The organism is Paralimibaculum aggregatum (assembly GCF_030270585.1).
Taxonomy (GTDB): Bacteria; Pseudomonadota; Alphaproteobacteria; order Rhodobacterales; family Rhodobacteraceae; genus Thermohalobaculum; species Thermohalobaculum aggregatum.
The window spans coordinates 1-24,766 of sequence record NZ_BSYI01000058.1; the positions used below are offsets into that span (position 1 = coordinate 1).

General features: G+C 69.6%; 14 protein-coding genes. 2 read left to right on the forward strand and 12 right to left on the reverse strand.

The genetic code is table 11. The features are described 5' to 3' along the window. Positions 1 to 1,352: 1,352 nt before the first annotated feature. The 10 genes from QSJ97_RS22385 to QSJ97_RS22430 all read right to left on the reverse strand — a co-directional run bounded on the left by QSJ97_RS22385 (position 1,353) and on the right by QSJ97_RS22430 (position 13,033). On the reverse strand, positions 1,353 to 2,861 hold the full coding sequence (locus tag QSJ97_RS22385) for a tripartite tricarboxylate transporter permease (protein WP_285674578.1): 1,509 nt from the start codon (positions 2,859 to 2,861) through the stop codon (positions 1,353 to 1,355). Between the two features lie 31 nt (positions 2,862 to 2,892). Beyond that, on the reverse strand, positions 2,893 to 3,597 hold the full coding sequence (locus tag QSJ97_RS22390; protein ID WP_285674579.1) for a tripartite tricarboxylate transporter TctB family protein: 705 nt from the start codon (positions 3,595 to 3,597) through the stop codon (positions 2,893 to 2,895). Positions 3,598 to 3,760: 163 nt separating this feature from the next. Next, entirely contained in the window at positions 3,761 to 4,753 is a 993-nt protein-coding gene (locus tag QSJ97_RS22395) for a Bug family tripartite tricarboxylate transporter substrate binding protein (protein WP_285674581.1), read from the reverse strand. 232 nt (positions 4,754 to 4,985) lie between these two features. Further along, the gene (locus QSJ97_RS22400; RefSeq protein ID WP_285674582.1) at positions 4,986 to 5,849 is read right to left on the reverse strand and encodes a universal stress protein; all 864 of its coding nucleotides are present in this window, start codon (positions 5,847 to 5,849) and stop codon (positions 4,986 to 4,988) included. A gap of 95 nt (positions 5,850 to 5,944) precedes the next feature. Beyond that, positions 5,945 to 7,612 (reverse strand): formate--tetrahydrofolate ligase, encoded by a 1,668-nt coding sequence (locus QSJ97_RS22405; RefSeq protein WP_285674583.1) that lies wholly within the window; start codon positions 7,610 to 7,612, stop codon positions 5,945 to 5,947. Between the two features lie 21 nt (positions 7,613 to 7,633). Continuing rightward, positions 7,634 to 8,551 carry a methionyl-tRNA formyltransferase gene (locus QSJ97_RS22410; protein ID WP_285674584.1) on the reverse strand — a complete coding sequence of 306 codons (918 nt, stop codon included), beginning with the start codon at positions 8,549 to 8,551 and terminating at the stop codon, positions 7,634 to 7,636. A 29-nt stretch (positions 8,552 to 8,580) separates the two neighbouring features. Further along, positions 8,581 to 9,000, reverse strand: coding sequence for a hypothetical protein (locus QSJ97_RS22415; protein WP_285674585.1), 420 nt, complete (start codon positions 8,998 to 9,000; stop codon positions 8,581 to 8,583). Between the two features lie 115 nt (positions 9,001 to 9,115). Further along, the gene (gene frc / locus QSJ97_RS22420) at positions 9,116 to 10,387 is read right to left on the reverse strand and encodes a formyl-CoA transferase (RefSeq protein ID WP_285674587.1); all 1,272 of its coding nucleotides are present in this window, start codon (positions 10,385 to 10,387) and stop codon (positions 9,116 to 9,118) included. 34 nt (positions 10,388 to 10,421) lie between these two features. Then, positions 10,422 to 12,194: an oxalyl-CoA decarboxylase gene (gene oxc / locus QSJ97_RS22425; RefSeq protein WP_285674588.1), complete on the reverse strand. Its 1,773-nt coding sequence runs from the start codon at positions 12,192 to 12,194 to the stop codon at positions 10,422 to 10,424. A gap of 80 nt (positions 12,195 to 12,274) precedes the next feature. Then, entirely contained in the window at positions 12,275 to 13,033 is a 759-nt protein-coding gene (locus tag QSJ97_RS22430; protein WP_285674590.1) for a GntR family transcriptional regulator, read from the reverse strand. Between the two features lie 196 nt (positions 13,034 to 13,229). On the opposite strand from QSJ97_RS22430, the gene QSJ97_RS22435 reads away from it, so the two are divergent. After that, on the forward strand, positions 13,230 to 13,670 hold the full coding sequence (locus tag QSJ97_RS22435) for an ACT domain-containing protein (protein WP_285674591.1): 441 nt from the start codon (positions 13,230 to 13,232) through the stop codon (positions 13,668 to 13,670). Positions 13,671 to 13,853: 183 nt separating this feature from the next. Here the strand turns inward: QSJ97_RS22435 and QSJ97_RS22440 are convergent, their stop codons facing one another. Beyond that, positions 13,854 to 23,045: an Ig-like domain-containing protein gene (locus QSJ97_RS22440; protein ID WP_285674593.1), complete on the reverse strand. Its 9,192-nt coding sequence runs from the start codon at positions 23,043 to 23,045 to the stop codon at positions 13,854 to 13,856. A gap of 286 nt (positions 23,046 to 23,331) precedes the next feature. Between QSJ97_RS22440 and QSJ97_RS22445 the strand changes: the two genes are divergently transcribed. After that, positions 23,332 to 23,928 (forward strand): recombinase, encoded by a 597-nt coding sequence (locus QSJ97_RS22445; protein WP_285674594.1) that lies wholly within the window; start codon positions 23,332 to 23,334, stop codon positions 23,926 to 23,928. A gap of 45 nt (positions 23,929 to 23,973) precedes the next feature. Here the strand turns inward: QSJ97_RS22445 and QSJ97_RS22450 are convergent. Beyond that, positions 23,974 to 24,766 (reverse strand): ATP-binding protein (locus tag QSJ97_RS22450; protein ID WP_434220952.1); only part of this gene is annotated, 793 nt, incomplete at its 5' end.

Sequence of the window (24,766 nt, forward strand, 5' to 3'; positions counted from 1 at the left end):
TAGCCTTCACCGTGAAAGGGGCTCGCGGCCAGCAGCGCCCGACCGCACCGAAGATCCGGCGCAGGACCTGCCGATCGCCACGAACGCCTCATGCGGTCCGATTTCGGATTCGCCTTGCTACCTAGACCCTCTACGGGGCAGAGATCGGCGGCAATCGAGCCGGCACCCGCGCCAGTCGCCGCGCTCGTGCGATCGGCGCCGCACATCTCGTCCGCCCGCTCCGCCGAGAGTCCTGCGGCCACGGGCTGCCGGGACGATGGTGCACCGGGAGCGCGGGCTAGCGCGCCCCTTGGGCACGCAGCGCGGGCCGGCGCGCGGCCGGGCCCGGACCTCGCTGCAGCCTTCGCCATGAAGCCGCCCTTGGCCAGCGGCGCCCGGAGCCCACCTGCCAGCACATCTTCAGCCAGCGCCTCCTCGGTGCGGACCGTCACCGGGGCGCCTCCGGCCCATTGGCATCACAGTGCTGGTGGAAGACCGTTGCCCCGCGCCGACGCCACCTCCGGCACACCCGCCCCAGACCGCGGGCGCGCTCCGCGACGCGGGGGACCGTCCGTCCCATCGCCTCGGCCCCGTACCGCCTGAAGGGGGCACCGCTCTCCAACCGGTCGATCTTCGCTTGAGCAGCGCCTTCGTCATGGCCGGGTTGCCGCCTTTCCCCCGCCCAGAGCGCAACTCGCGGTCGCGACCGTCCTCCGAACTGCTCATCAGCGGGGCCACGCCACGAGGCAGGAAATCCCCGCGCCCGGCACTCGGATCAACCGCGGTCACGCCCAGCGCCCGAGAGACCAGCTCGAGATCCTCGCCCCGCAGCAGCATCGGCTCCGCCCCGTTCTTCCCTCGTGCCGGCATGCGCGGATCGCGCGGCGCGGCGGGCGCGGCCGGCGGCTCCTTGCCAGCGCCGTGCTCGGGCTCTGACACACCTGCACCGGTGATATCGCCGCGAAGGGTACCATTTCCGGGCACAGGGGCGGTGGACCTGCACGAAATGCGCGGCTGCTGGTGAGGAACGCCTCCCTTTTCCGCCGGGGAACCCCGACGTCAGCCCAATCGGGACCGCGTTTCCCAGGTTCGGGGATCTCCGGGCGCATTCCGACGGCCTGTGGCCAGCCACCGACCGGAGCGCGGACCTCTTCGCCGCGGCCGGATGCGCGACCGGCATCTCTTCCTGCGGATGTGATCCAGGCGGGCAGGATCATGCGCCCGGGCAGGCTCTACGCGCGGTGGTGGGTTTGGCGGAGGGCTCGGCCGGAGTAGGAGCGATCGGGATCGCACCGCAAAGAACAACGGCCCGCATTGCTGCGGGCCGTCAGTCGTTTCGGGGCGATGGTCAGGCAGGGCGCCCGGGCCCGGGGTCAGTCTCCGTTCTTCTTCGCCAGCATCTTGTTGACGAAGGGATAGGCGACCAGCGCGATCGCGATCAGGATGCAGATCAGCGAGATCGGCCGCTCGAAGAAGACCGTCGCATCGCCCTGGCTGCCGATCAGCGACTGGCGCAGCGAGCGCTCGGCGAGCGGGCCGAGAACGATCGCCAGAACCGCCGGGGCCACCGGGTAGTTGAGCTTGCGCAGCAGGTAGCCGGCAACGCCGAACAGCAGCATCAGCCAGACGTCGTGCATGTCGTTGGTCGGCGCATAGCCGCCCACCACGCAGAGCGTGAAGATGATCGGCGCCAGCAGCGTGAAGGGCAGGGCCAGCACCCGGGCGAAGACCGGGATCAGCGCCAGGTTGAGCACCAGGGTCACCAGGTTGGCGATGTACATCGAGCCGATCAGGCCCCAGACGAAGTCCGGATGCTCCTGGAACAGCAGCGGCCCCGGGCGCAGGCCCCAGATGATCATGCCGCCGAGCAGGATCGCGGTGGTCGGGCTGCCCGGGATGCCGAGCGTGATCATCGGCAGCATCGAGCCGGTGGAGGCCGCGTTGTTGGCCGCCTCCGGCGCCGCGACGCCCGAGACATTGCCCTTGCCGAAGCTGTCCGGGTTCTTCGAGAAGGTCTTGGCGAGGCCATAGGACATCAGCGAGGCCGGTGTCGCGCCCGCAGCCGGCAGGGTGCCGACGAAGAAGCCCAGCACCGAGCCGAGGATCGTCGAGCCGAAGTAGCTCTTGATGTAGCCGAGGTTCTCCTTGAACTTCGCCCAGGAGGTGTTGACCTTGTGCAGCTCGACCTTCCCCTGGGTATGCTCCAGCGTCCAGAGCATCTCGCCGATGCCGTAGATGCCGATGGCGAGCACCAGGAAGTTGATGCCGTGCAGGAAGCCGGGGATGTCGAAGAAGATCAGCCGCGGCTGGCCGGAGATGATGTCGAGCCCGATCGCCGCCAGCACCAGCCCGACGAGGATCGAGAAGATCGTCTTCGGTATGTCGTCGCCGCCGAGGCCGATGAAGGTGGCGAAGGCCAGCACCATCAGCGCGAATTCCTCCGGCGGGCCGAACTTCAGCGCGAAGATCGCAAGCGGCGGGGCGAAGAAGGTGAACAGCACGACCGAGATGGTGCCGCCGATGAAGGAGGCGACGGCGGCGGCCATCATCGCCCTGTCGGCATGGCCCTGCTGCGCCAGCGGCCGGCCGTCGAACACCGTGGCCACGGCTGTCGATGCGCCCGGGATGCCGAGGGTGATCGAGCTCACCGCGCCGCCATACATGGCGCCGTAGTAGAGCGCGGCGAGGAAGATGATCGCTGCCGTCGGCGGCACCAGGAAGGTCACCGGCAGCAGGATCGCGACGCCGTTCACCGAGCCGAGGCCCGGCAGCGCGCCGACGAAGAGCCCGGCCAGGCAGCCGAGGAAGATCATCAGGAGGTTGAGCGGCTCGAAGGCCTGCAGAAGGCCGGCGCCCAGAGGCATGAGGATGGTGTCGATCATTGCGCGACTGCTCCCTTGTTCCGGACGCGGCTCAGGCGCCGTCCGCGCCGCCAGAGGGCTTGGGCGCCATGGCGAAGTGATAGATGCCGCCCGCGATGGGGGTGGCGACGAAGCCGATCAGCAGGGTGAGCACGCTGTTGCGGCCCTCCCGGTCGGCCAGCGCGCCGATGGCGATCGCGCCATAGATCCAGGCCAGGATCGCGGCGCCGATCTGCCAGCCCGAAGGCGAGTAGATGATGTCGTAGAGCGGGTAGTAGAGCGGCTCGAGCGCGTCGATCCCCTTCGGCAGCGAGGTGGTCAGCGCCCATTCGAACAGGCAGAAGATGAAGACCGGAACGCCGACCATGAAGCTCAGCCCGATGAACCAGCTGTGTCGCCCCACGAAGACGATGTAGAACAGCAGGAACAGCATCAGCGCGAAATACATCCCGATGAAGCTGGTAGCGAGCAGCAGGAAGACCAGCGATCCGAGGGTGATGAAGACGATGAACACCGTCTCCCGCGGGATGTACTGGTCGAGGTTGCGGGATTCTGCGGTGACGCCGAGGAACCAGCGCACCAGCGTCCAGACGCAGGAGAGCGCCATGCCCCCTGCGAGCCAGAAGGGCCAGGCGCCGGCGCCGGGGCCGCGTCCCGGAATCCAGCCGATGTTCAGTTCGGAACTCTTGATCATGATCCCGATGGAGGCGGCCAGCATCACGACCGCCATGAGCAGTTCGGCTGTGCGTATACTCATCGTCTCTCTCCCGCATGGGGCGCCTTCAGGGGCGTCCTCGATGGGCGCAGCTTCCCCGTTCCCCCGCAAGCGAGGGCTGGGCCGGTTGCACGTTCTGGAACTTCGTCTTCAGTGCCGGAGGGCGCGGCGCGGCGCCCCCCGGGCTTGGATCGAACCGGCGCGATTACTCGCCGGTGATCGCTGCGGCGCCAACGGCGTCGATCAGCTTCTTGTGGGCTGCGAGCTGCTTGGCATGGAAGGCCGCGAGATCGTCGCCGCCAACCCACTCGGCGCAGGTCAGGCCGTCGGAGATGCAGAAGTCCTGCCACTTCTCGGACTCGAAGAGCGTCTTGAAGACGTTCTGGTACCAGGCGACCGCCTCGGGATCCATGCCCGGCGGGCCGTTCACCGAACGCTGCATGAAGTAGACGATGTCATGGCCCAGCTCACGCGCGGTCGGCACGTCGGCGAAGGCGTCGAGCCGCTCCTCGGTGAACTGCACGATCGGGCGCGACTTGCCGGCGCGGAAGAACTCCATCTGCTCGGCCGGGTTGTTCACGGTCGAGTCGATGTGCTTGCCGATCAGGTTCTTGGCCACGGTGCCGCCACCCGGGAAGGGGATGTAGGTGACGTCATAGTCGAACTCGGCCTCCATCATGGCCGTGAGGATCGAGTCCTCCTGGCCGGAGCCGGTGCCGCCGACCTTCCATTCCTTGCCCGCGGCCTTCACGGCCGAGACATAGCCCTCGAGATCGGTGATGTCGCTCTCGGAGTTGACCCAGAGCAGGAAGGTGTCGATCGCCATCAGGCCGATCGGCGTGAACTCGGTGATGTCGATCCCGAGGCCTTCCTGGATCAGCGGCGTGGTGTAGAAGCTGTTCAGCGTCACCATCACCGTGTGGTTGTCGCCCTCTTTCGACTTGAGGTACTGCAGCGCCTCGGCACCCGAGCCGCCCGGCTTGTTGAGCGGGATGAAGGGACGCGGCGAGAGGCCCTGTTCCTGGATCAGGCCCTGCAGCAGGCGGGCGATCTGGTCGGCGCCGCCGCCCTTGCCCGCCATGATGATGAACTCGACCGGCTTGCGCGGCTGCCAGGCCGCCTGTGCCGAGCTGACAAGCCCGGCGATCCCGATCGCTGCAGCCGAAGCCGCCATGATCAGCCGACGTGAAAGTGTCATTGTTTGCCTCCCTTTGTTTTCCTGTGCCGCCCTTGCCGGCAGCAGTTGGACGTCGTCCTTGCCCGATTCCCCGGGTCGTATGTTTCCGGCGATCCTCCGGATCTCAGCTCCCTCGGCACCTCCGGCCCGTGGTATACCACATACCTGACCCTACAAGTACACCCGCAGGAATCAACCAAAAACACGTCTCAATGCACAATTCTTTTACCTTCAGCGCAACCAAAACAGCAAATCAGTGCGCAAACACGACAGGCATGCGAGTCTCGTCTACCACTTCTTGCGTGGCTCCGCCCAACATTGCTTCCATCTCGCGACTGTGGCCATAGGCACCCATCAGCAGGGTGTCGGCGCCGGCCTCCTTCGCGGCGGCGAGAATCGCCCGCCCGGGATGGCTGCCGGCCGCGAGCTGGCGGCGCTCCGCACTGACCCCGCGCTGCGCGAGATAGGTCATCAGCGCGCTGCCATCGGCACCGCTCTCGCCGGCGCCGCCGTCGAGCACCACCACACCCTCCGCACGGTCGATCAGCCCGATGCTGAGCGCCAGCGCCCGGGCCGCCTCGAGCGCGCCGTTCCAGGCGATGGCGATGCGGCTGCCGAGCGCCGGCGGCGGCCCCTCCGGCGGGCACAGCAGCACCGGCCGCCCGCTGGCGAAGAGTGCGGCGTGCAGCGAGTTGACGCCGATGCCGAGCTCGCGATCGGGCTTGGCCACGGCGATCAGGTCGGCCAGCCGGCCATGGCGCTTGATCACGTCGATCTGCTTGCCGTCCTCCTCGTACCAGGTCACCGAGGGCCGGTCGTCGGGCGGAATCTCGCCGCGCGGCACCTCGTGGACGCCCTCGCGCGCCAGCGTGTCGGACAGCATCTTGTGCAGATGCGCCTCCTCCTGGTCGGCCAGGCTCTTGGCGCCATCCTCGATCTGCCTGCGCAGCGCCCGCGGCATCACCACGCCGAAGGGCAGCATGTCCTGCGGCCGCGCGCGGCAGTGCACCACCTCGATATGGCTGTTGAAGCGCCGGGCAACCGCCAGCGCATGGCCGAGCACGGCCTCGCCCTTGCCGTCGCCGCGCACTGGAACGAGCAGTCGGTTCATGGTCATGAGGCGCCCTCCCCAGGCGTCGTGTTCTGGTTGGTCGGGGGGCGGATACGTTGCCCGCCCCCTCGTCTCTCATGCGGCCCGGAGGCCGCGCCGGCTCAGAAGAGCCCCTCGATATGCCCCTCGTCGTTGATCCGGATGTTCTCGGCAGAGGGCACCCGCGGCAGGCCCGGCATGGTCATGATCTCGCCGCAGATCGCCACCACGAAGCCCGCGCCGGCCGAGAGCCGCACCTCGCGCACCGGCAGCTCGAAGCCGGTCGGGGCGCCGCGCCAGTTCGGGTCGGTGGTGAAGCTGTACTGCGTCTTGGCCATGCAGACCGGCAGGTTGCCATAGCCGGCATCCTCCCAGGCCTTCAGCTGGTCGCGGATCTTCTTGTCCATCGAGACACCGTCGGCACGGTAGATCTCCTTGGCGATCGTCTCGATCTTCTCGGCCAGCGGCATCTCGTCCGGATAGAGCGGCTTGTAGGCCGCGCCGCCGGCCTCGATCATGTCGACCACCTTCTGCGCCATCTCGGCGATGCCCTTGCCGCCCTCGGCCCAGTGCTTGTTGACCACGGCCTCGACGCCCATCGCGGTGCAGTATTCCCGGATCGCCTCGAGCTCGGCATCGGTGTCCTTGACGAAGTGGTTGATGCCAACGATCAGCGGCACGCCGAACTTCTTCACGTTCTCGATGTGCCGGCCGAGGTTGGCGCAGCCCTTCTTGATCGCCTCGACGTTCTCGGCGCCAAGATCGGCCTTGGCCACGCCGCCGTTCATCTTCATCGCCCGGGCGGTGGCGACGATCACCACGGCCTTCGGCGAGAGACCCGCCTTGCGGCACTTGATGTCGAAGAACTTCTCGGCGCCGAGATCCGCGCCGAAACCGGCCTCGGTCACGACATAGTCCGCGACCTTCAGCGCCGTGGTGGTGGCGACCACCGAGTTGCAGCCATGGGCGATGTTGGCGAACGGCCCGCCATGCACGAAGGCCGGGTTGTTCTCGAGCGTCTGCACGAGGTTCGGCTGCATCGCCTGCTGCAGCAGCACGGTCATCGCGCCGTCGGCCTTGATGTCGCGGCAGTAGACCGGCGAGCGGTCGCGGCGATAGGCCACGATCATGTCGCCGAGCCGGCGCTGCAGGTCCTCGAGATTGCTGGCCAGGCAGAGGATCGCCATGACCTCGGAGGCCACGGTGATGTCGAAGCCGGCCTCGGCCGGGAAGCCGTTGGAGACGCCGCCGAGCGAGGTGGTGATCTGGCGCAGCGCCCGGTCGTTCATGTCGAGCACGCGGCGCCAGGCGATGCGGCGCTGGTCGATGCCGAGCTCGTTGCCCCAGTAGATGTGGTTGTCGATCATCGCCGAGAGCAGGTTGTGCGCCGAGGTGATCGCGTGGAAATCGCCGGTGAAGTGGAGGTTCATGTCCTCCATCGGCACCACCTGCGCATAGCCGCCGCCGGCGGCCCCGCCCTTCATGCCGAAGTTCGGGCCCAGCGAGGCCTCGCGGATGCAGATCGCGGCCTTCTTGCCGATATGGTTGAGCCCGTCGCCGAGGCCGACCGTGGTGGTGGTCTTGCCCTCGCCGGCCGGCGTCGGGTTGATCGCCGTCACCAGGATCAGGTTGCCGTCCTTGTTGCCGCTGACCGACTTGATGTACTCGGCCGAGACCTTCGCCTTGTCATGGCCGAAGGGCAGCAGGTGCTGCGACGGGATACCGAGCTTGGCGCCGATTTCCTGGATGGGTTTCTTGTTAGCCTTGCGGGCGATTTCGATGTCCGACATGGTCGTGTTCCCTCTTGCCTGTCACGCGCCGAGCTTGGCGCCGGCCGCGATGCCGGCCTGGGCTGCCCATTCCGCAGCCTGGATCTTGCCCGCACCTTGCGGGCGGACACGTTTTACGAGAATGCGTCCGCCGGCAGCCTGCACGGTTACGCCATCTTCGGACACGGAGACGACCTCGCCCGGAGAGCCCTCGCCCTCGGCCCGGCGCGAGTCGTAGATCTGCACCTGCTCGCCGTTCCACGTGGTCCAGGCGCCGGGCGCCGGGTTGGTGCCGCGGATCAGGTTGTAGACCTCGGCCGCCGGCTTCTGCCAGTTGATCTCGGCGTCCTTCTTGCGGCACCAGCTCTCGTAGGTGGCCTTGGACTCGTCCTGCGGCATGCGCGGCGGGTTGCCCGAGCGGAACAGGTCGCAGACCTCCAGCACGCTGTCGACGCCGGCGGGATAGATCTTCTTGAAATAGAGGTCGATCACCGTGTCGTCCGGTCCGATCTCGCATTCCCAGGTCAGCAGCAGATCGCCCTCGTCGAGCCCGTCGGTGGGGTAGAACCAGCTGAAGCCGGACTTGGTCGAGCCCCAGATGATCGGCCAGTTCACCGCGCTCGGGCCGCGATGCAGCGGCAGGATCGAGGGGTGGAAGCAGATCGAGCCGAGCTTGGGGATGTCCCGCGCCGCCTCCGGCACGAAGATGATGACATAGGCCATCACCATCAGGTCGGCGTCATGGGCGCGCAGCTGCTCGAGCACCGCCTCGTCCTTGAAGTTCGCCGGCTGAAAGACCGGCAGCCCCTGCTCGAGGGCGAACTCCTTGAGCGGGTCGACCGGCTTGCCCTCCTTGTCCGGGGCGCAGTAGACGGCGACGACCTCGTCCTTGCCCGCCTCCAGGATCTTCGCCAGCGCATCCTTGCCGAAGGCCTGCTGGCCCATCACGATCAATCGCATCTGTCCCCCCTTAGGTTTCGCGTCGGACATTATCGTTGGTGTACGTCTCGGTCCGGCGACGTTTCCGCCGGTCCGGTCTCATCAAGAAGCGCCGCGCAACCGCGCAGCGCCTGCGCATTGAAATATCCGGTGGACCAGGCAGCGGCGGCAGGGTTCCAGATGTAGGGTCCGGGATTCGGCACGGGGCTGTCCGCGCCCAGCACGGCGACAACGTGGTTCGTGATCTGGCCGATCAGCCCGGCACCGCGCTGGTTTGCCTGCGATCCCTGCTCCACCGCACCGGCAAAGGCCGCAATCTGTCCTGCAGCGACCATCTGGCTGTTTGCCCAACAGCGCAGCACGAAGAGCACGGCGGGAGCCGATGCGGCCTGGCTCCCGCGGATCCGCTCGATCACGGCGCGCCACTGGCTGGCGCTCAGATCAACATACTGGCGGTCCTCGGCCTTCATCCGTTCCTTGCCCCTGTCCTGTCGCCTGCCCCGCGCCGACGCCCGCCACCGGGCGCCCGCCGGCGCAGCCGGCGGCGGGTCCGCGGGGCTCGATGCCCCGCGGACCCGCCCTCGATCACTCCGCGGCCCGCGGCAGGTCGCCGATGGCGCCGGAGCCGGCCACCGCCTGCAGCTCCTCCTCGGTGTAGCCCAGCACGTCGCGCAGGATCTCCTCGGTGTGCTCGCCGAGCAGCGGGCTGCGCTCCACCTCCACCGGGCTGTCGGACATCTTGATCGGGCAGCCGACGGTGTAGTAGGCGCCCCGCTCCGGATGATCGACCTTCACGATGGTCCCGGTCGCCTGCAGCCCCTCGTCCTCCATGATCTCCTTCATCGAGAGGATCGGGCCGACCGGGATGTCGAGCGGGTTGCAGATGTCCATCACCTCGAACTTGGTCTTGGTCATGGTCCACTGCTCGATGCGCTCGAAGATCTCGTTGAGCTTGTCGAGGCGCTCCGGCGGCGTCGCGTAGCCCGGCTTGGTCTTCCACTCCGGCTCGCCGATGACGTCGCAGACCTTCTCCCAGGCCGCCGCCTGGGTGATGAAATAGGTGTAGGCGTTGGGGTCGCTCTCCCAGCCCTTGCACTTGAGGATCCGCCCCGGCTGGCCGCCGCCGCTGTCGTTGCCGGCACGCGGGGTCGCCTCGCCGAAGGGGATGCCCTCGCCATACTGGCTGTACTCCTTGAGCGGCCCGGCGGCGAGGCGCTGCTGGTCGCGCAGCTTGACGCGGCAGAGGTTGAGCACGCCGTCCTGCATCGGAGCCAGCACCTTCTGGCCGCGGCCCGACTTCTCCCGCTGGAACAGCGCGGCGACGATGCCGAGCGCCAGATGCAGCCCGGTGCCGCTGTCGCCGATCTGCGCGCCGGTCACCACCGGCGGGCCGTCGAGGAAGCCGGTCGTCGAGGCCGAGCCGCCGGCGCATTGCGCGACGTTCTCGTAGACCTTGCAGTCCTCGTACTTGCCCGGGCCGAAGCCCTTGACCGAGGCCATGATCATCCGCGGATTGAGTTCCTGGATCCGCTCCCAGCCGAAGCCCATCCGGTCGAGCGCGCCGGGGGCGAAGTTCTCCACCAGCACGTCGCAGGACTTCACCAGGCGCTCGAGGACCTCCTTGCCCTCCTTGGTCTTGGTGTTGAGCGTGATCGAGCGCTTGTTGTGGTTCAGCATCGTGAAATAGAGGCTGTCGGCCCCCGGCACGTCGACCAGCTGCTTGCGGGTCGCGTCGCCGACGCCGGGGCGCTCGACCTTGATGACGTCGGCGCCGAACCAGGCGAGGAGCTGGGTGCAGGTCGGGCCCGACTGCACGTGGGTGAAGTCGAGAATGCGGACGCCGTCGAGGGCTTTCATCGTTTCCTCCGGTGGTTCGAGGTTGTCTGGTTGTTCACTCGGCCGCGGCCGCCTTGGCCTTGGCGCGCATCTCGGCGACGACGGAGGTCGGGTTGAGGCTGCCGATATTGCCGCTCTCCTTGCCCGCCTTGGGGTCGATCACCGCGTTGATCAGGGTCGGCGTGCCGCTGTCCATGGCCTCGGCCACGGCGCGGGCCAGCTCGTCCGGCGTGGTCACGTGCACGCCCTTGCCGCCGAAGGCCTGCATCATCATGTCGTAGCGCGCATCCGGCACGAAGACCGTGGTCGCCGGGTCGGAGCCGCCGGAGCGGTTCACGTCGTCGCCGCGATAGATGCCGTTGTTGTTCATGATGACGATGGTGACCGGCAGCTTGTAGCGGCAGATCGTCTCGATCTCCATGCCGCAGAAGCCGAAGGCGCTGTCGCCCTCCACCGCGAGCACCGGGCAGCCGGTCTCGACCGCGGCGGCCACCGCGCTGCCCATGCCGATGCCCATGATGCCCCAGGTGCCGACATCGAGGCGCTTGCGCGGCTTGGCGATGTCGACCACCGAGCGGGTGAGGTCGAGCGCGTTGGCGCCCTCGTTCACCAGCACCGCGTCCGGGCGGTCGGCGATCGCCTGCTTCAGCACGCCGAGCGCGGCGTGGTAGTCCATCGGGTTGGAGTTGTTGTGCAGCCGCGAGGCCATCTTGCCGACATTGGTCTCGACCTTGGCGCGCACCGCGCCGGTCCAGTCCTCCGAGGGCTTCTGCCAGCCGTCGCCGATGGCATCGAGCAGCGCCGTGCAGCAGCTCTCGATATCGCCCACCAGCGGCGCCGCGATGCCCTGGTTGCTGTCCATCTCCTTCGGCTCGATGTCGATCTGCACGAAGTTCTTCGGCTCGGTGCCCCACTGCCTGCCCTTGCCGTGGCCGAGCAGCCAGTTGAGCCGCGCGCCGATCAGGAAGACCGTGTCGGCCTCCTTCAGCACCAGCGAGCGCGCCGCCGAGGCGCATTGCGGGTGATTGTCCGGCAGCAGGCCCTTGGCCATCGACATCGGCAGATAGGGGAAGCCGAGGGTCTCGACGAGCCGCTTCACCGTGTCGTCGGCCTGGGCATAGGCGGCGCCCTTGCCGAGGATGATCAGCGGCTTCTTCGCGCCCTTCAGCACATCCACCGCGCGCGCCACCGCGTCCGGCCCCGGGAAATGCGCCGGCGCCGGATCGACCACCTTCACCAGCGACTTTGCGCCCTCCAGCGCATCCATGGTCTGGCCGAGCAGCGCGCCGGGGATGTCGAGATAGACCCCGCCGGGACGGCCCGAGACCGCCGAGCGGATCGCGCGCGCGACACCGATGCCGATATCCTCGGCATGCAGGATCCGGTAGGCCGCCTTGGCATGGGGGCGGGCGATGGCGAGCTGGTCCATCTCCTCGTAGTCGCCCTGCTGCAGATCGACGATCTCGCGCTCCGAGGAGCCGGAGATCAGGATCATCGGCCAGCAGTTGGTGGTGGCATGGGCCAGCGCGGTGAGGCCGTTAAGGAAGCCCGGCGCCGAGACGGTCATGCAGATGCCGGGCTTCTTCGTCAGGAAGCCGGCGGCGGCGGCGGCATAGCCGGCGCTCTGCTCGTGGCGGAACGACAGCACGCGGATGCCCTCGCCCTGCGCATAACGGCCGAGATCGGTGATCGGAATGCCGGGGACGTTGTAGATCGTCTCCACACCGTTCAGCTTCAGCGCGTCGATCAGCAGGTGGAAACCGTCGGTCAGCGCCTCCGGGGCGGTGTCACCGACCGGGGCATCGATGCTTTGCGCAGATGCTGACATGCTTTTCCTCTCCCAGGTTGTTATCGTTGAATTCGGTCGAACGGCACCCCGCAATCCGGGGGCCCGGTCAGTGTGCGGCGTCAGTGTGCGGCGCTGTCGCTGCCGTTTCGGGCAGCCGCCGAAGACGCCGTGGCAGCCTCCGCCTCGGCCTCGCCGGCGATGTGGATCCAGGTGCGGCGGATGTAGTTGTGCAGGCGCATGGTGTGGTCGCGCACCAGCCGCCCGGCACGGTCCGCATCGCGCGCCTCGATCGCCTCGATGATCTCGGTATGGTCCACCACCGAGCGGTCGGCGCGGGTCTCGTCGGTCAGCGCGCGCCGGCGCACCGCCTTCAGATGGGTGAACAGCCGCTCGGCCATCTCCTCGAGCATCCGGCATTTCGAGATCTGCAGGATGCAGAGGTGGAACTCGATGTTCGCCTCGGAATATTCCGAGATCTTCGCCTTCGCCTTCTCGGTGGTGTAGCGGGTGCCGATGGCGCGCAGGCGGGCGATCTCCTCGTCCGTGGCCTCGACGCAGGCGAGCCGCGCCGCCATGCTCTCGAGCGCCGCCCAGACCACCACCATCTCGAGGATCTCCTCGAGATTCTTGCGCTTGATATAGACCCCGCGCCGCGGCAGCGTGGTGACGAAGCCCTCCTGCTCGAGTCGCATGATCGCCTCGCGGATCGGGGTGCGCGAGATGCCGAGCTGCTCGGCGAGCCCCCGCTCGTCCAGCCGCAGGTTGACATTCGGATCGTAGATGTCGAGATCGACGATCGACGCCTTGAGCACGCCGTAGATATGCTCCTTGAGGCTGAATGCCCCGTCGACGGGGGTGAGCTGAAGGGTGTTGGACAAGCGGCTCTCCAAGCCTTGCACGACTCTGGTGTTGTTCGTGGTATACCATAAACCAGAAAGCGCGCAACCCCGAAAACCGGCCGCGCGCCGCAGGCTCCCGCGCCGCTGCCGGCATGGCGAAACTTCCCCCGGCGCTTGGCAAGGCCGGGCGGAGCGGGCAGGCTTTGGCCGAGGCCGCGACGACGGGAGGCAAGCCATGACCGCAGCGCAGGATACCGGGGGCTCCGGCACGAAACCCGCGATCCGGCTCGACCGGCTGGAGGGGCTCCATGCCATCGCCCGCGCCGACCCGTCCTGCCCGGTGCCGCCGGAGATCTTCGCCGCGCCGGCCGGCGCGCTGGTCTCGGTCACCCGCACGCGCGAGGAGCTCTCGATCCTAGCGCCGGAGCCGCTGGTCGCCGGGCTGGCGGGCGCCGGCCTGACCGCGGTGGAGACCGGCTGGGCCGCCTTCGCGGTGGCCGGACCGCTCGATTTCGCGCTGACCGGGGTGATGGCGCGGCTGTCCGAACCGCTGGCGGCGGCAGGGGTCAGCCTGTTCGCCGTCTCGACCTACGATACCGACATCATCCTCGTGAAGGCCGACCGGGCCGCGGAGGCGATCGCCGCCTGGCGCGCCGCGGGCCACAGCCTGGCCTGAGCCCGCGAACCGGCCGGCACCGCCCGCACCGGTGGCCGCCCGGGCCGCGCGCGCCGGCGGTGGGGGAGCGTGACGCCGCCGCCCGGCGCAGCGGTTGCCGGGGTGGGTGGGGCCGGCGTGCGCGGCCCGGCCTGAGCCGGGCGCGGCGCCCGGGCAGGCGGCGCGCCCCCTGCTCCGCTCCGGTCAGCGCGGCCAGTCCTCGTCATTGGCGCGGTTGGTCACCGGCTCCTCCTCGTCGAGCGCGGGCGCGAGGAAACCGAGGCCGCTGAAATAGCCGAACTGGACTTCCGGATCCGGCGTCAGCACGCCGTCTTCCATGACGTCGATATCCGCCAGTTCGGGGGCAAGAAGGTTCGGCCCCGGCACCAGCGCCGAGCCGGTGAACGGCTGCGTGCCGGCCACCTCGAAGCTCACCGTCGCGCTCGACAGCCCGCCGACGCCGTCGCTCACCTGGTAGCCGAAGCTGACCGTCGCGCTCTCGCCGACGAAGAGGTTGGCGAAATCGGTGCCCGGCAGGAAGATCAGCGCCGTGCCGTCGCCGCCGAGCTCGACCCCGCTGGTCTCGCCGAGCGCGACGAAGGTGCCGAAATCGATCGCGGTGCCGTTGACGCCGAAGATGAACAGCCCGTCGTTCTCCGGGTCGCTGTCATTGGCCAGCACCGGGATGGTGAGCGGGCTGTCGGCAACCGCGCCGGTCGGCATGTCGTCCATCGCGTCCGGCGCATCGTTCTCGCCGGTGACGCGGAAGACGATCTCGCCGCTGGCCTCGGCGCCCTCCGGATCGGCGATGGTGACGATGATGCCGCTGGTGCCCTCCTGGTTCGGGCCGAGGCTCTGGAAGTCCCCGGCCGGGTCGAAGATCAGCGAGCCGTCCTCGGCCACCCGCACGGTACCGCCGTCGGCCAGCTGGATCACGTCGCCCGCCATCACCGGCTCGCCGTTGATCCGCAGCACGAAGATCGGGTCCATCTCGGGATCCGAGCCGATATCGGTGCCGCTGAAGCCCGGTGTCGCGGTGTCCTCGTCGGTGACCAGCGTGCCGAGACCGACCATCGGCCCGTCGTTGACGCCGATCACGGTGATCACCAGCTCCGCCATGGTCTCGGCGCCGGAGCTGTCGGCCAGCGTCAGCGAGACCGGGATCGCCACGGTCTCGTTGGTGCCGAGACTGTCGAAATCGCTGCCCGGGTCGAACACGAGGTTGCCGGCGCTGTCGAGCGTGAGGGTGCCGCCGCCGGGGATCGCCACGGACTCGCCGTTCATCACCGGCTGCTGGTTGACCGCGACGATGGAGATCATGTCCATCTCCGGGTCCACCACCAGGTCGTCCGGCATCAGCGAGGGCGTCGGGTCGTCCTCGGGGGTCGAGATATTGATCGTGCCCGGCGGCGAGCCGTCGCCCGGATCGACCGGCTTCGGCGCGTCGTTGAGGCCGGTAACGGTGACGGTGAGCGGCGCCGTCACGGTGCTGCCCGAGCCGTCGGAGAGCGTGACATCGACCGAGAAGCTGCGGCTCTGCCCGTCGCCGAGATCCTGGAAGCCGGCCTCCGGGTCGAAGACCAGATCGCCGTTGGCATCGACGAAGAGCAGCCCGCCCTCGAGCATCACCCCGCCGTTCACCGCCATGCCGTCGATCTCCAGCACCGAGATCATGCCCGTGCCCGGATCCGCCACCAGCGCGGCCGGATCGAGCCCGGCCGAGGCCATGTCCTCGTCGGTGACGATCTCGCCCATGCCGGCGGTGAGCCCCTCGCCGGTGACGGTGATCTCCACCAGCCCGCTGGCGGTGCCGGCGAAGGGGTCGGCCACCGTGACCTCGACCGACACGCTGCGGGTCTCGCCCGGGGCGAGATCGCTGAAGCTGCCGGCCGGGTCGAACACGAGGTTGCCCGAGGCGTCGACGAAGACCACGCCGCCGCCCTCCAGCGCCACCGGCCCCTCGATGCCCATCCCCGCGATGGCGGTGAAGGCGAGCATGTCCATGTCGGGATCGGTGCCGATCGCCGTGGGGGCGAGCCCCTCGGAGACCGCGTTCTCGGTGGTGGCGATCATCGCGCCCATGCCGGCGGGGGTGTCGTTGAGCCCGCCGACGAACACGGTGAGCCTGGTGGTGCTCGACAGCCCCTCGGCATCGGCCAGGGTCAGGGTGAAGGTCACGGTATCGGTCGCGCCCTCCATCAGCCCCTGGAAATCGTCGCCCGGATCGAAGACGAGATTGCCGTCGGCATCGACGAAGAGCGTGCCGCCGCCGATCCCGGCCACGCCGTCGCCCGGCACCGAGCCGTTGATCGCGGTCACGGTCAGCCCGCCGCTCTCCGGGTCGGAGGCGAACGTATCCGGCGAGAGCGAGCCCGAGGCCATGTCCTCGGTGGTCTCGAGGCTGCCATCCACCAGCACCGGCCCCATCATGCCCTCGCCGACACCGGTGACGGTGATGGTGAGCGGCACGGTGCCGGCGCCGCTGGCGCTGTCGGCCACGGTGAGGTTCACCGTCACCACGCGCTGCGCACCCTCGGCCAGGTCGTCGAAGGCGCCGGCCGGGTCGAAGACCAGCGTACCGTTGCCGCTGACCCGGATCACGCCGCCGCCCTCGACCGGGATCACGTCGCCGGGGCCGACATCCATGCCGTCGATCGCGGCGAGCATCAGCGCCTGCATCTCCGGGTCCATGAAGAGCCCGGTGGCGGAGACCCCGTCGGAGACCATGTCCGCCGGGGTCTCGATCGCCGCGCCCATGCCGGTCGGCGCGTCGTTGACCCCGGTCACGGTGATGCTCAGCGTCGCCTCTGCCGCTGCGCCGGAGCTGTCCTCGATGCCGAGCGCCACGCTGATCGGCACGCTGTCGCCCGGGGCCAGCGCCTCGAAGCCGCCCGCCGGATCGAAGGAGATGTTGCCGTCGGCGTCGATCACCAGCGCGCCGCCGCCGGCCAGCGGCACGGTGACCCCCGCGCCCACCGCCATGCCGTCGATGCTGGTGATGGCGATCTCGTCCATGTCGATGTCGGAGCCGACATCCTCCGGGCTCAGGCTGCCGGAGGCCATGTCCTCGTCGGTGACGAGCGCCACGTCCATCGCCTCGGGCGCGTCGTTGGCGCCGGTGACGCGGACCGTGAGGGTCGCGGTGGAGGACTCGCCGCTGCCATCGGTGACCGTGACGGGCACCGTGAAGGTCTGCGAACCGCCCGCCGGCAGGGCCTGGAAGTCGGACCCCGGCGCGAACACCAGCCTGCCGTCGGCGAGCAGGCGGAAGGTGCCGCCCTCCGGCCCCGGCACGCGGCCGCCGACGGCGATGGCGGTGCCGTCGATATTGGTGATCATCACCGCGCCGGAGCCGGCTTCCTCGAGCAGGTCGCTGACGTCCAGCGGGGCCGAGGTCATGTCCTCCCCGGTCATGATGTTGCCGTCGAGCAGGATCGGGCCGAAGCTGCAGGTGGCGCTGGTCAGCGGGCAGTCGTTGACCTGCTGGATCGCCGAGAAGGAGAAGCCGGGGCCTTCCTCGACCTCGAGCGCGGCATCGGCATTGGCCTCGCCGTTGATCGTGCCGTAGATCTCCAGCGCCTGCACGTCGTCGATGCGCAGCGCGCCGAGCACCGCGCCGGCGCCGCCCATGCCGTCGACCAGCGGGCTCGGATCGGTGCCCTCGGTGTTCGGCATCAGGAAGTCGCCGTCGATGTCGATGATCATCGAGTCGGCGGCGAGGATGGCCGAGCCGTCCTCCACCGTGCTGGTGAAGATCACGTCGCCGGCGACGTCGAAGGTCAGCTCGGAGAACGGCAGCTCGGCGCCGTCATTCGCGCCGAGCCGGCCATTGTCGATCTCGATGCCGGGGATCTCGAAGGTCGGATCGCCGTCGCCGAAATGCAGCGCATAGCGCTGGCCGGTCAGCTCGGCCTCGCCCTCGATCTCGCCGGTCACCGTGATGGTGTCGGTGGCGTCGATGGTGAGATCGGTCAGCGCCACCGGCACGTCGAGGGTGGTGGGCTGCAGGTCGAGCACGGTGAGCGGCCCGGTGGCGAAGACAGTGATCTCCGGCACCGTCGCCGCGACGGTCTGGAACTCGGCATCGCTGAGCGTGCCGCCGACCCCGCCGAAGGAGCCGCCGCCGGTCATCGAGAAGAACACGATGTCGCCCGAGAACGCGGTATCGCTGTCGACCGCGAAATCCGCCGCGCGCAGGAAGATCGAGAAGACCGGTTCGTCCGCCACCATGTTCACGTCGGCGGCGGTGAGTGCGGCGCCGTTCTCCAGCGACACCAGATCGGAGGCGCGCAGCACGATGAGGTTGCCGTCCAGCGCCGCGCCGTCGATCACCACCTCGGTGCTCGTGCCGTTGTGCTCGCCCGTCTGGTTGACCGAGATGAAATCGGCCGCCGTCACATCGGTGGAGATCGTGACCGTGCCGCCGGTGCCGTCGCTGTTGGCCAGGAAGCTCATGTCGGTGGAGAGCGTGCTGCTGCCGTCCACCGTGACGTCGCCATCGGCCGCGATATCGATGTTGCCGCCCACCGTATGGGCCTCGGAGGTGGTCAGCGAGACCGTGCCGCCGGACGAGACGAGCGTGAGATCGCCGTCGATCGCCACGGCGCCGCCCATCTCGGCATCGAACATCACCGCGGCATCGCCGGCCACGCCGACATCGCCCGAGACGGTGAAGGTATCGGCGTCGACATCGGCCTCGTTGCTCGCCAGGACGTCGATCGAGCCGGCGGAGAGGCTGTCGGACGCCAGCACCACGTCGATGCCGTCGAGGTCGATCAGCGTGCCGATGTCGAGATCGCTCTCGATGGTGACCGTGTCGCCCGAGGCGGTGAGCCCGCCGCCGGCGGTGACGGTGCCCGCAGGCCCCGCGCCGATCTGCTCGATATCCGGGTTGCCCGGCACCGGGCCGGCCGGCTGGCTGCCGATGAAGACCTCGCCCATCTCCCCGGTGGCGGTGAGCGTGATGGTGTCGTCGGCGACGAGGCTGCCATAGACGTATACGCTGAAGCCCTCGACCGTGAGGTTGCCATCCTCGGCGATGATCGTATCGGGCTGTTCCTCGCCGAAGTGCAGACCGTCGATCACCTGCGCCTGGTTGACCTCGCCGAGCGCGGCGATCATCACGCTGGTGCCGCGGATCTCGGCGGTGCTCTCGAAGAAGAGGTCGCCGTCCGAGGAGATGTCGAGCAGGCCGTCCTCGGCGATGGTGTCGCCGAACAGCGCGACGGAGCTGGTGGCGGAGATGACGATGTCGCCGGAGGTGACCGTGAGCCCGCCGACGATGCCGACGATCTCGAGGCCGGAATACTCGAACTCGCCGATGTTGATCTCGCCGCTCGAGCTGATCCGCGCGGTGCCGCTGGCCAGCTCGACGGGCACCTCGATGCTGATCGAGGGGGCGTCGAGGATCAGCCCGTCGCCGCTCGCATCCGGGTTGCCGGCGATCAGCAGGGGACCGACCGCGCCGTCGAGATCCTCGACCCTGATGAAGTCCCCCGAGGTGATCGAGACGATGCCGCCGATGCCGGGCGCATCGGTCGAGACGTCGAAATAGACCTCGCGCGGGCCGGCATCGATGATCACGTCGCCATCGACATCGAGCAGGATCTCGCCGGTGAACTGGTAGAAGTCGACATAGACGCCGCTGCCGTCCGAGCTCTCCGAGATCTCGAGATTGCCGCCGACCGAGAGGATGATGTCGCTCTCCGGGCCGGAGGCCGAGAAGGTGTCGGCCTCGATCAGCAGGTCGCCCGAGATCGCGAGGTCGAGGGCCGAGATCGAGACGCTGCCGAGGCTGTCGATCTCGACATCGCCGAGGATCGTGCTCTCGTCCATTTCCAGCGACACGCTGCCCGAGGCGACGATGTCCACCGCCGCGGCCTCGAACAGCGCCGACGCGATCGAGACGCTGTCGGCATCCGCGCCGAACGCGCCGCCGACGCTGAGATTGCCGAAGATGTCCACGTCGCCGCCCGTCAGCACGAGGTCGCCGACGATCGTGACCGGGTCGTCGATGTCGAGATTGCTGGCGTCGATCTCGACGCCGCCGTCCACCGTGTCGCTCGCCGCGGCGAGCAGCGAGGGCGCGACCCGGCCGAGCGCGGCGGTATCGTTGATCGCGAGCGTGCCGGCGCCGATGAACAGCGAATTGACCAGCGTCACCGAGGCGGGATTGGCGGTGACGGTGCCGATGCCGGCGTCCAGCTCGAGGCTGTCGGCGGTGATCGAGATCGTGCCCACCGTGCCGATCTCGCCCTCGGCGAAGATGATCGAGGTGGTGCCGTCGTCCCCGGCGGTCTCGAAGGAGAGCAGGCCGCCGATATCGAAGGTCAGATCGTCGTCGGCCACGGCGCCGTCGATGGTGTCGGCCAGGAAGATCGCGTCGCCCGCGACCTCGATGGTGACGCTGCCGCTGGCGCCCTCGAAGATGACGGTGTCGGCGTCCACCTCAACGAGGCCGTATTCGTGGATGCCGTCGGCGAAGGTGAGGGTGCCGGTGAGATCGGCATCAAGCGCGGTGGCGGCGGAGATCTCGCCGGTCAGCGTGGAATCCACCGCGTCGATGTCGAGCGTGCCGACATCGATGGCGTCGGCCACCGCGTCCGGCCCGGTGATGTCGACCGCGCCGCCGGAGGAGCCGATGCTCGCCACCGCGTTGACGAAGAACTGCCCGCCCGGCCCGCTGCCGTCCGGCCCGGTGATGGTGACGCCGCTGGTGCCCGAGATGTCGGCGCTGTCGGCCACCACCGCGGCGCGGTCGATGGTCACCGTGTCGGCGGCGATGGTCAGCGCGGTGTCGGCATTGAGCGTGCCGGGGCCGACGATGGCGGCCTGCTCCATGGTGAAGGTGATCTCGCCTTCGCCGAGGAAGAAGCTCTCCGCCAGCGGCACCACGCCGGTGAACCCGCGGATCTCGACCGAGGTCGCCTCGGCGGCGCCGGGCCCGTCGATCCGGATGTCCGTGGCGCTGGTCAGGCTGCCATGGATGTCGATGTCGTCGCCCTCGATATGCAGCGTGTCGCCCGCGCCGGTGCCGGTGGTGACGATGGTGAGGTTGGAATCCGAGCCCGCCGCCTCGACCTGCACGAAGCGGTCGGTGGCCAGCAGCGCGACGCTCTCGGCCTCGATCAGCGCGGTGGATTCGACGAAGATGCTCTCGGCGTTGACGGTGATGTCGCCCGCCCCGGCGGTGGTGTCGCCGACCAGCGCGACGAGGCCGGCGGAGCCGGTGTCGATGGCGATGTCGCCGCCCGTCGCGTCGAGCGAGCCGGCGCCGGGCTGGGCGTTGTCGCCGTCTTCGTTCTCCGCCTCGTAGCGCGCGATATAGACCGAGCTGAAGCCGTCGATGTCGAAGCCGCCGCCGGCGCTCGCGGCGCTGACGACCTGGATGTCGTTCGCATCCAGCGTCACCAGCCCGTCGGCCGACAGCCCGCCGGCGATCTCGATCAGGTCGAGCGCCGAGATGTCCACCGCGCCGCCGGAGGAGGTGACCATGCCGTCGAGCAGAAGCTCGTTGCTGTCGGCGGCGAGCGTGATGTCTCCCGAGGCGTCGATGGTGCCGGCGGAACTGGCAATGAAGAAGCCGGCGGAGGCCGTGGCATCGATGGTGCCGGCGCTGGTGCTGAGCGCGCCGCGCAGGTCGATCTCGTTGGTCGAGGTGAGGGAGATGTTGCCGGACGACGTGGAGATCGTGTCGATGATCGTGATGAAGTTCGAGTTGATGGTGATGTCGCCGGCGGTGAGGGTGATCGGGCCGAACACCTCGGCGCCGAGCCCGCCGATATCGACATTGCCGCTGCCGGAGATCGAGCCGGCGCCGCTGATCTGCACCTCCTCCGAGATGCTGGTGAGGTCGAAGACGCCGCCATTGGCGAGGGTGATGTCCGCGGCGATCGTGATCCGGCCCGCCTCGGCGGTCAGCATCTTGCCGTCGATCGACAGCGCCTCGTTGAAGTCGATGCTGTCCACCGCGTCCAGCGACACGTCGCCGGCGACCGCCTCGATGGCGGCGGGGGAGATGGTCAGCGCCTCGCCCGCGCGGTCGGCCCCGGCGATGACGCCCTCGGCCTGGCCGAGCGGCACGTCGAGATCGAGCTCGGTGTCGTCGGCAGCGGGCGTGCCGACGGTGATCGTCGCCGGGTCGAACAGCAGCAGCCCCTGCACGCCGTCGAAGGCCGAGAGGTCCGCCGTGCCGTCGAAGCCCAGGGCGCCGGCCGAGGAGATGTCGATGAAGCCGCCATCGCCGGTGCCGCGGGCCGCCGCGGAGGCATGGCCGTAGAAGGCGGTCGCCCCGGTCGACCAGAACTCGATCCGCCCGCCATCGCCGTCGGCGGTGGCATCCGCCGCCAGCACGGCACCGCGGGCGACGTCGATCCGCACCGGCGGCAGCGGGCTCGCCTCCGCCGCCGCCGAGGGCCGCGGGCCGATCTCGATGCGGCCGCCGCCGGCGGGCGCTGAGACGTCGAGCCGCGCGGTCTGTCCGAGCGCCACGGTCTCGCCGTTCACCCGGATCGCGCCGCCGGGCGCGGTGACCTCGCCGGCGAGCTCGGTCGCCACGCCGCCGGTGATGACGATCTCGCCATTGATCTCGGCGATGCCGGTGGCCTCGACGATGCCGCCGACCGAGACCAGGCTGTCGCGCACGCCCTCGGCCTGCGCCGCGGTCAGGCGCACCGCGCCGCCGCCGGCGCGGATGGTGCCCTCGTTGACCAGCCGCAGCGCCGCCGCCTCGGCCGGGTCGACCACCACCTGCAGGAGCCCGTCGCCCTCGAAATCCACCGCGAAGCCGGTGGCCGCGGCGATCGCCACGTCGCCGCCCGCGGTCTCGATGCTGCCGTGGTTCTCCACCACCGGCGCGACCAGCACCACGCCGCCCTCGCCCGCGGTGATCGCGCCCTGGTTCAGCACCGCGCCCTGCCCGCCGCGGAACCGGCCCTCGGCGGCGGCGAAGTCGCTCTCCTCGATCCGCGCCGTGGTCGCCAGCAGCCCGCCGACATTCACCGTGGCGTCGCGGCCGAACAGCACGCCGTTGGGATTCTGGATCCAGACCTGGCCGTTGGCGGTGAGGCTGCCCTGGATCGCCGTGGGCTTCGGCCCGGTGATGGTGTTGAGCGCGATCGCCGAGGTCGAGGGCTGGCGGAACTGCACCGCCTCGCCGCGCTGGATGTCGAAGCTGTCCCAGGAGAGCGCCGTGCGCTGCGTGCTCTGGGTGATGACCGTGGTGGCGCCCTGGCGCGCGATGCTCGCCGCGCCCTGGGTCACCTGCCCGCCGGCAGGCCCTGCCAGCGCCGGCGGCAGATCGCCGACCAGCCCGCCGAGGCCGACCAGCCCCGACACGCCCAGCACCACACCGCGCCGCCCACGGCTCCGCTTGCCCGCCCGGCTCCGCTTGGCCATCGACACCCCTCCCCAACTGGCGGCTTTCGGCCGCACACAACGCCGCCGCGGGTCCGGCCGCTCCGGCCCGCAGCGCCGCAATGCTATCACGCCGCGGCACGATCTACAGCCTCTACCAGCGCCCGACCCGGAATTGGATCGCGCCCGCCCGCGGGGCCCCGGCCGGCGCCGCGCCATCACGCCGCCGTGCGGGAGATTGACTTGCGAGACGGCGCCGAAGCGGCAAGCCTCGGGGGGCGCCGCCGGGGTGCGGCGCCGAAAAGAAGACGCAAGGGAGACCACGGGGATGACTGAGTTTCTGAAACGCGCCGCGCTCGCCGCCGGCCTGGTGCTCGCCGCCGGCGCGGCGGAGGCCGCCTGCGAGGCCGGCAAGCCGGGCGACGAGCTCGACGGGGCGGAGGCCGGGGCGGTCTATGACTGCCTCGCCGACGCCATGCATGCCGGCTATCGGAAGAAGGGCAAGCGCTGGATCCCGGAGGCCTTCGTCAACGACTATCGCGGCTGGACCAAGGCGAGCGCCTTCCCCGCCGCGCCGGGCTTCCATGCCGGGCGCTTTCTGGTCACCTGGGTCAACGGGGCCGGCGCGGCGGAATACATGAAATACGCCGAGGATCCGGCGATCCCCGCGGGCACCGTGATCGCCAAGGAATCGTTCTCGGTGGACGACGACGGCAAGGCCAGGGCCGGCCCGCTGTTCCTGATGCAGAAGGTCGAGGCCGGCACCTCGCCCGAGACCGACGACTGGTACTACATGATGGTCGCGGCCAACGGCACGCCGATGGCGGTGGAGGTGATCTCCGCCTGCAGCGCCTGTCACCAGGGCAATTACGGCTTCCAGGGCGGTCTCGGCTATCCGGTCGAGGAGGCCCGCATCGGCAACTGAGCCGGGCGGCGGCGTCCGGGCGCGTGCCATCGCCGCGCCCGGCCCCTAGACCTCCGCCGGGGTCCAGGGCTCGAGCCGCAGCAGGTTGCCGCCAAGCCCGGCGAAGGCGCGCTGGCGGCAGGTGAAGACGATGATCTGCAGCGCCTCCATCTGCGCCGCCAGCACCGTGAACATCGCCTCGATCCGGTCGTCGTCCGAGAAGATCAGCGCATCGTCGAGGATCACCGGCGGCGCCGTGCCGCCGCGGGCCAGCAGCCGCGCGAAGGCCAGCCGCGTCAGGATCGCGATCTGCTCGCGGGTGCCGCCGGAGAGCCGGCCGAGCGGCTCGCGCTGGCCGCCGCGGACCATGCCCACCGGGGCCAGGCTCTCGGCGCCGAACTCGAGCGCCGCGCCGCCATAGACCAGCTCCAGCAGCGGCTCGAGCTCGCGCTCCAGCGGCGCGAAATAGCGCGCCCTGGCCGCCGCCCCGGCCGCCTCGAGCGCCGATTTCAGCCGCGCCAGCGCCATGCATTCGGCCTGCACCCGGTCGCGCCGGCCGCGCGCCGCGGCGACCCGCCCCTCGAGCGCCGCAACCCGTTCCGCCAGCCCCTCGGCCGCGGCCCGCTCCAGCCGGCCGCGCAGCTTGGCGATCTCGGTGGCGAGCCGGCCGGCCTCCTCGCGCAGGTTGCCGAGCGCCTTCTCGCCGCGCGCCACCGCCGCCGCCGCCAGCGCCGGGTCGGTGGCCTCCGCCGCCAGCGCCGCCTGCCGTGCCTCTGCCGCCAGACGGTCCTCCTCGCAGGCGGCCAGCGCGCGGGAGAGTGCGGCGCGCCCGGCGGTGCGCGCCTCGGCCGGGCCGGCA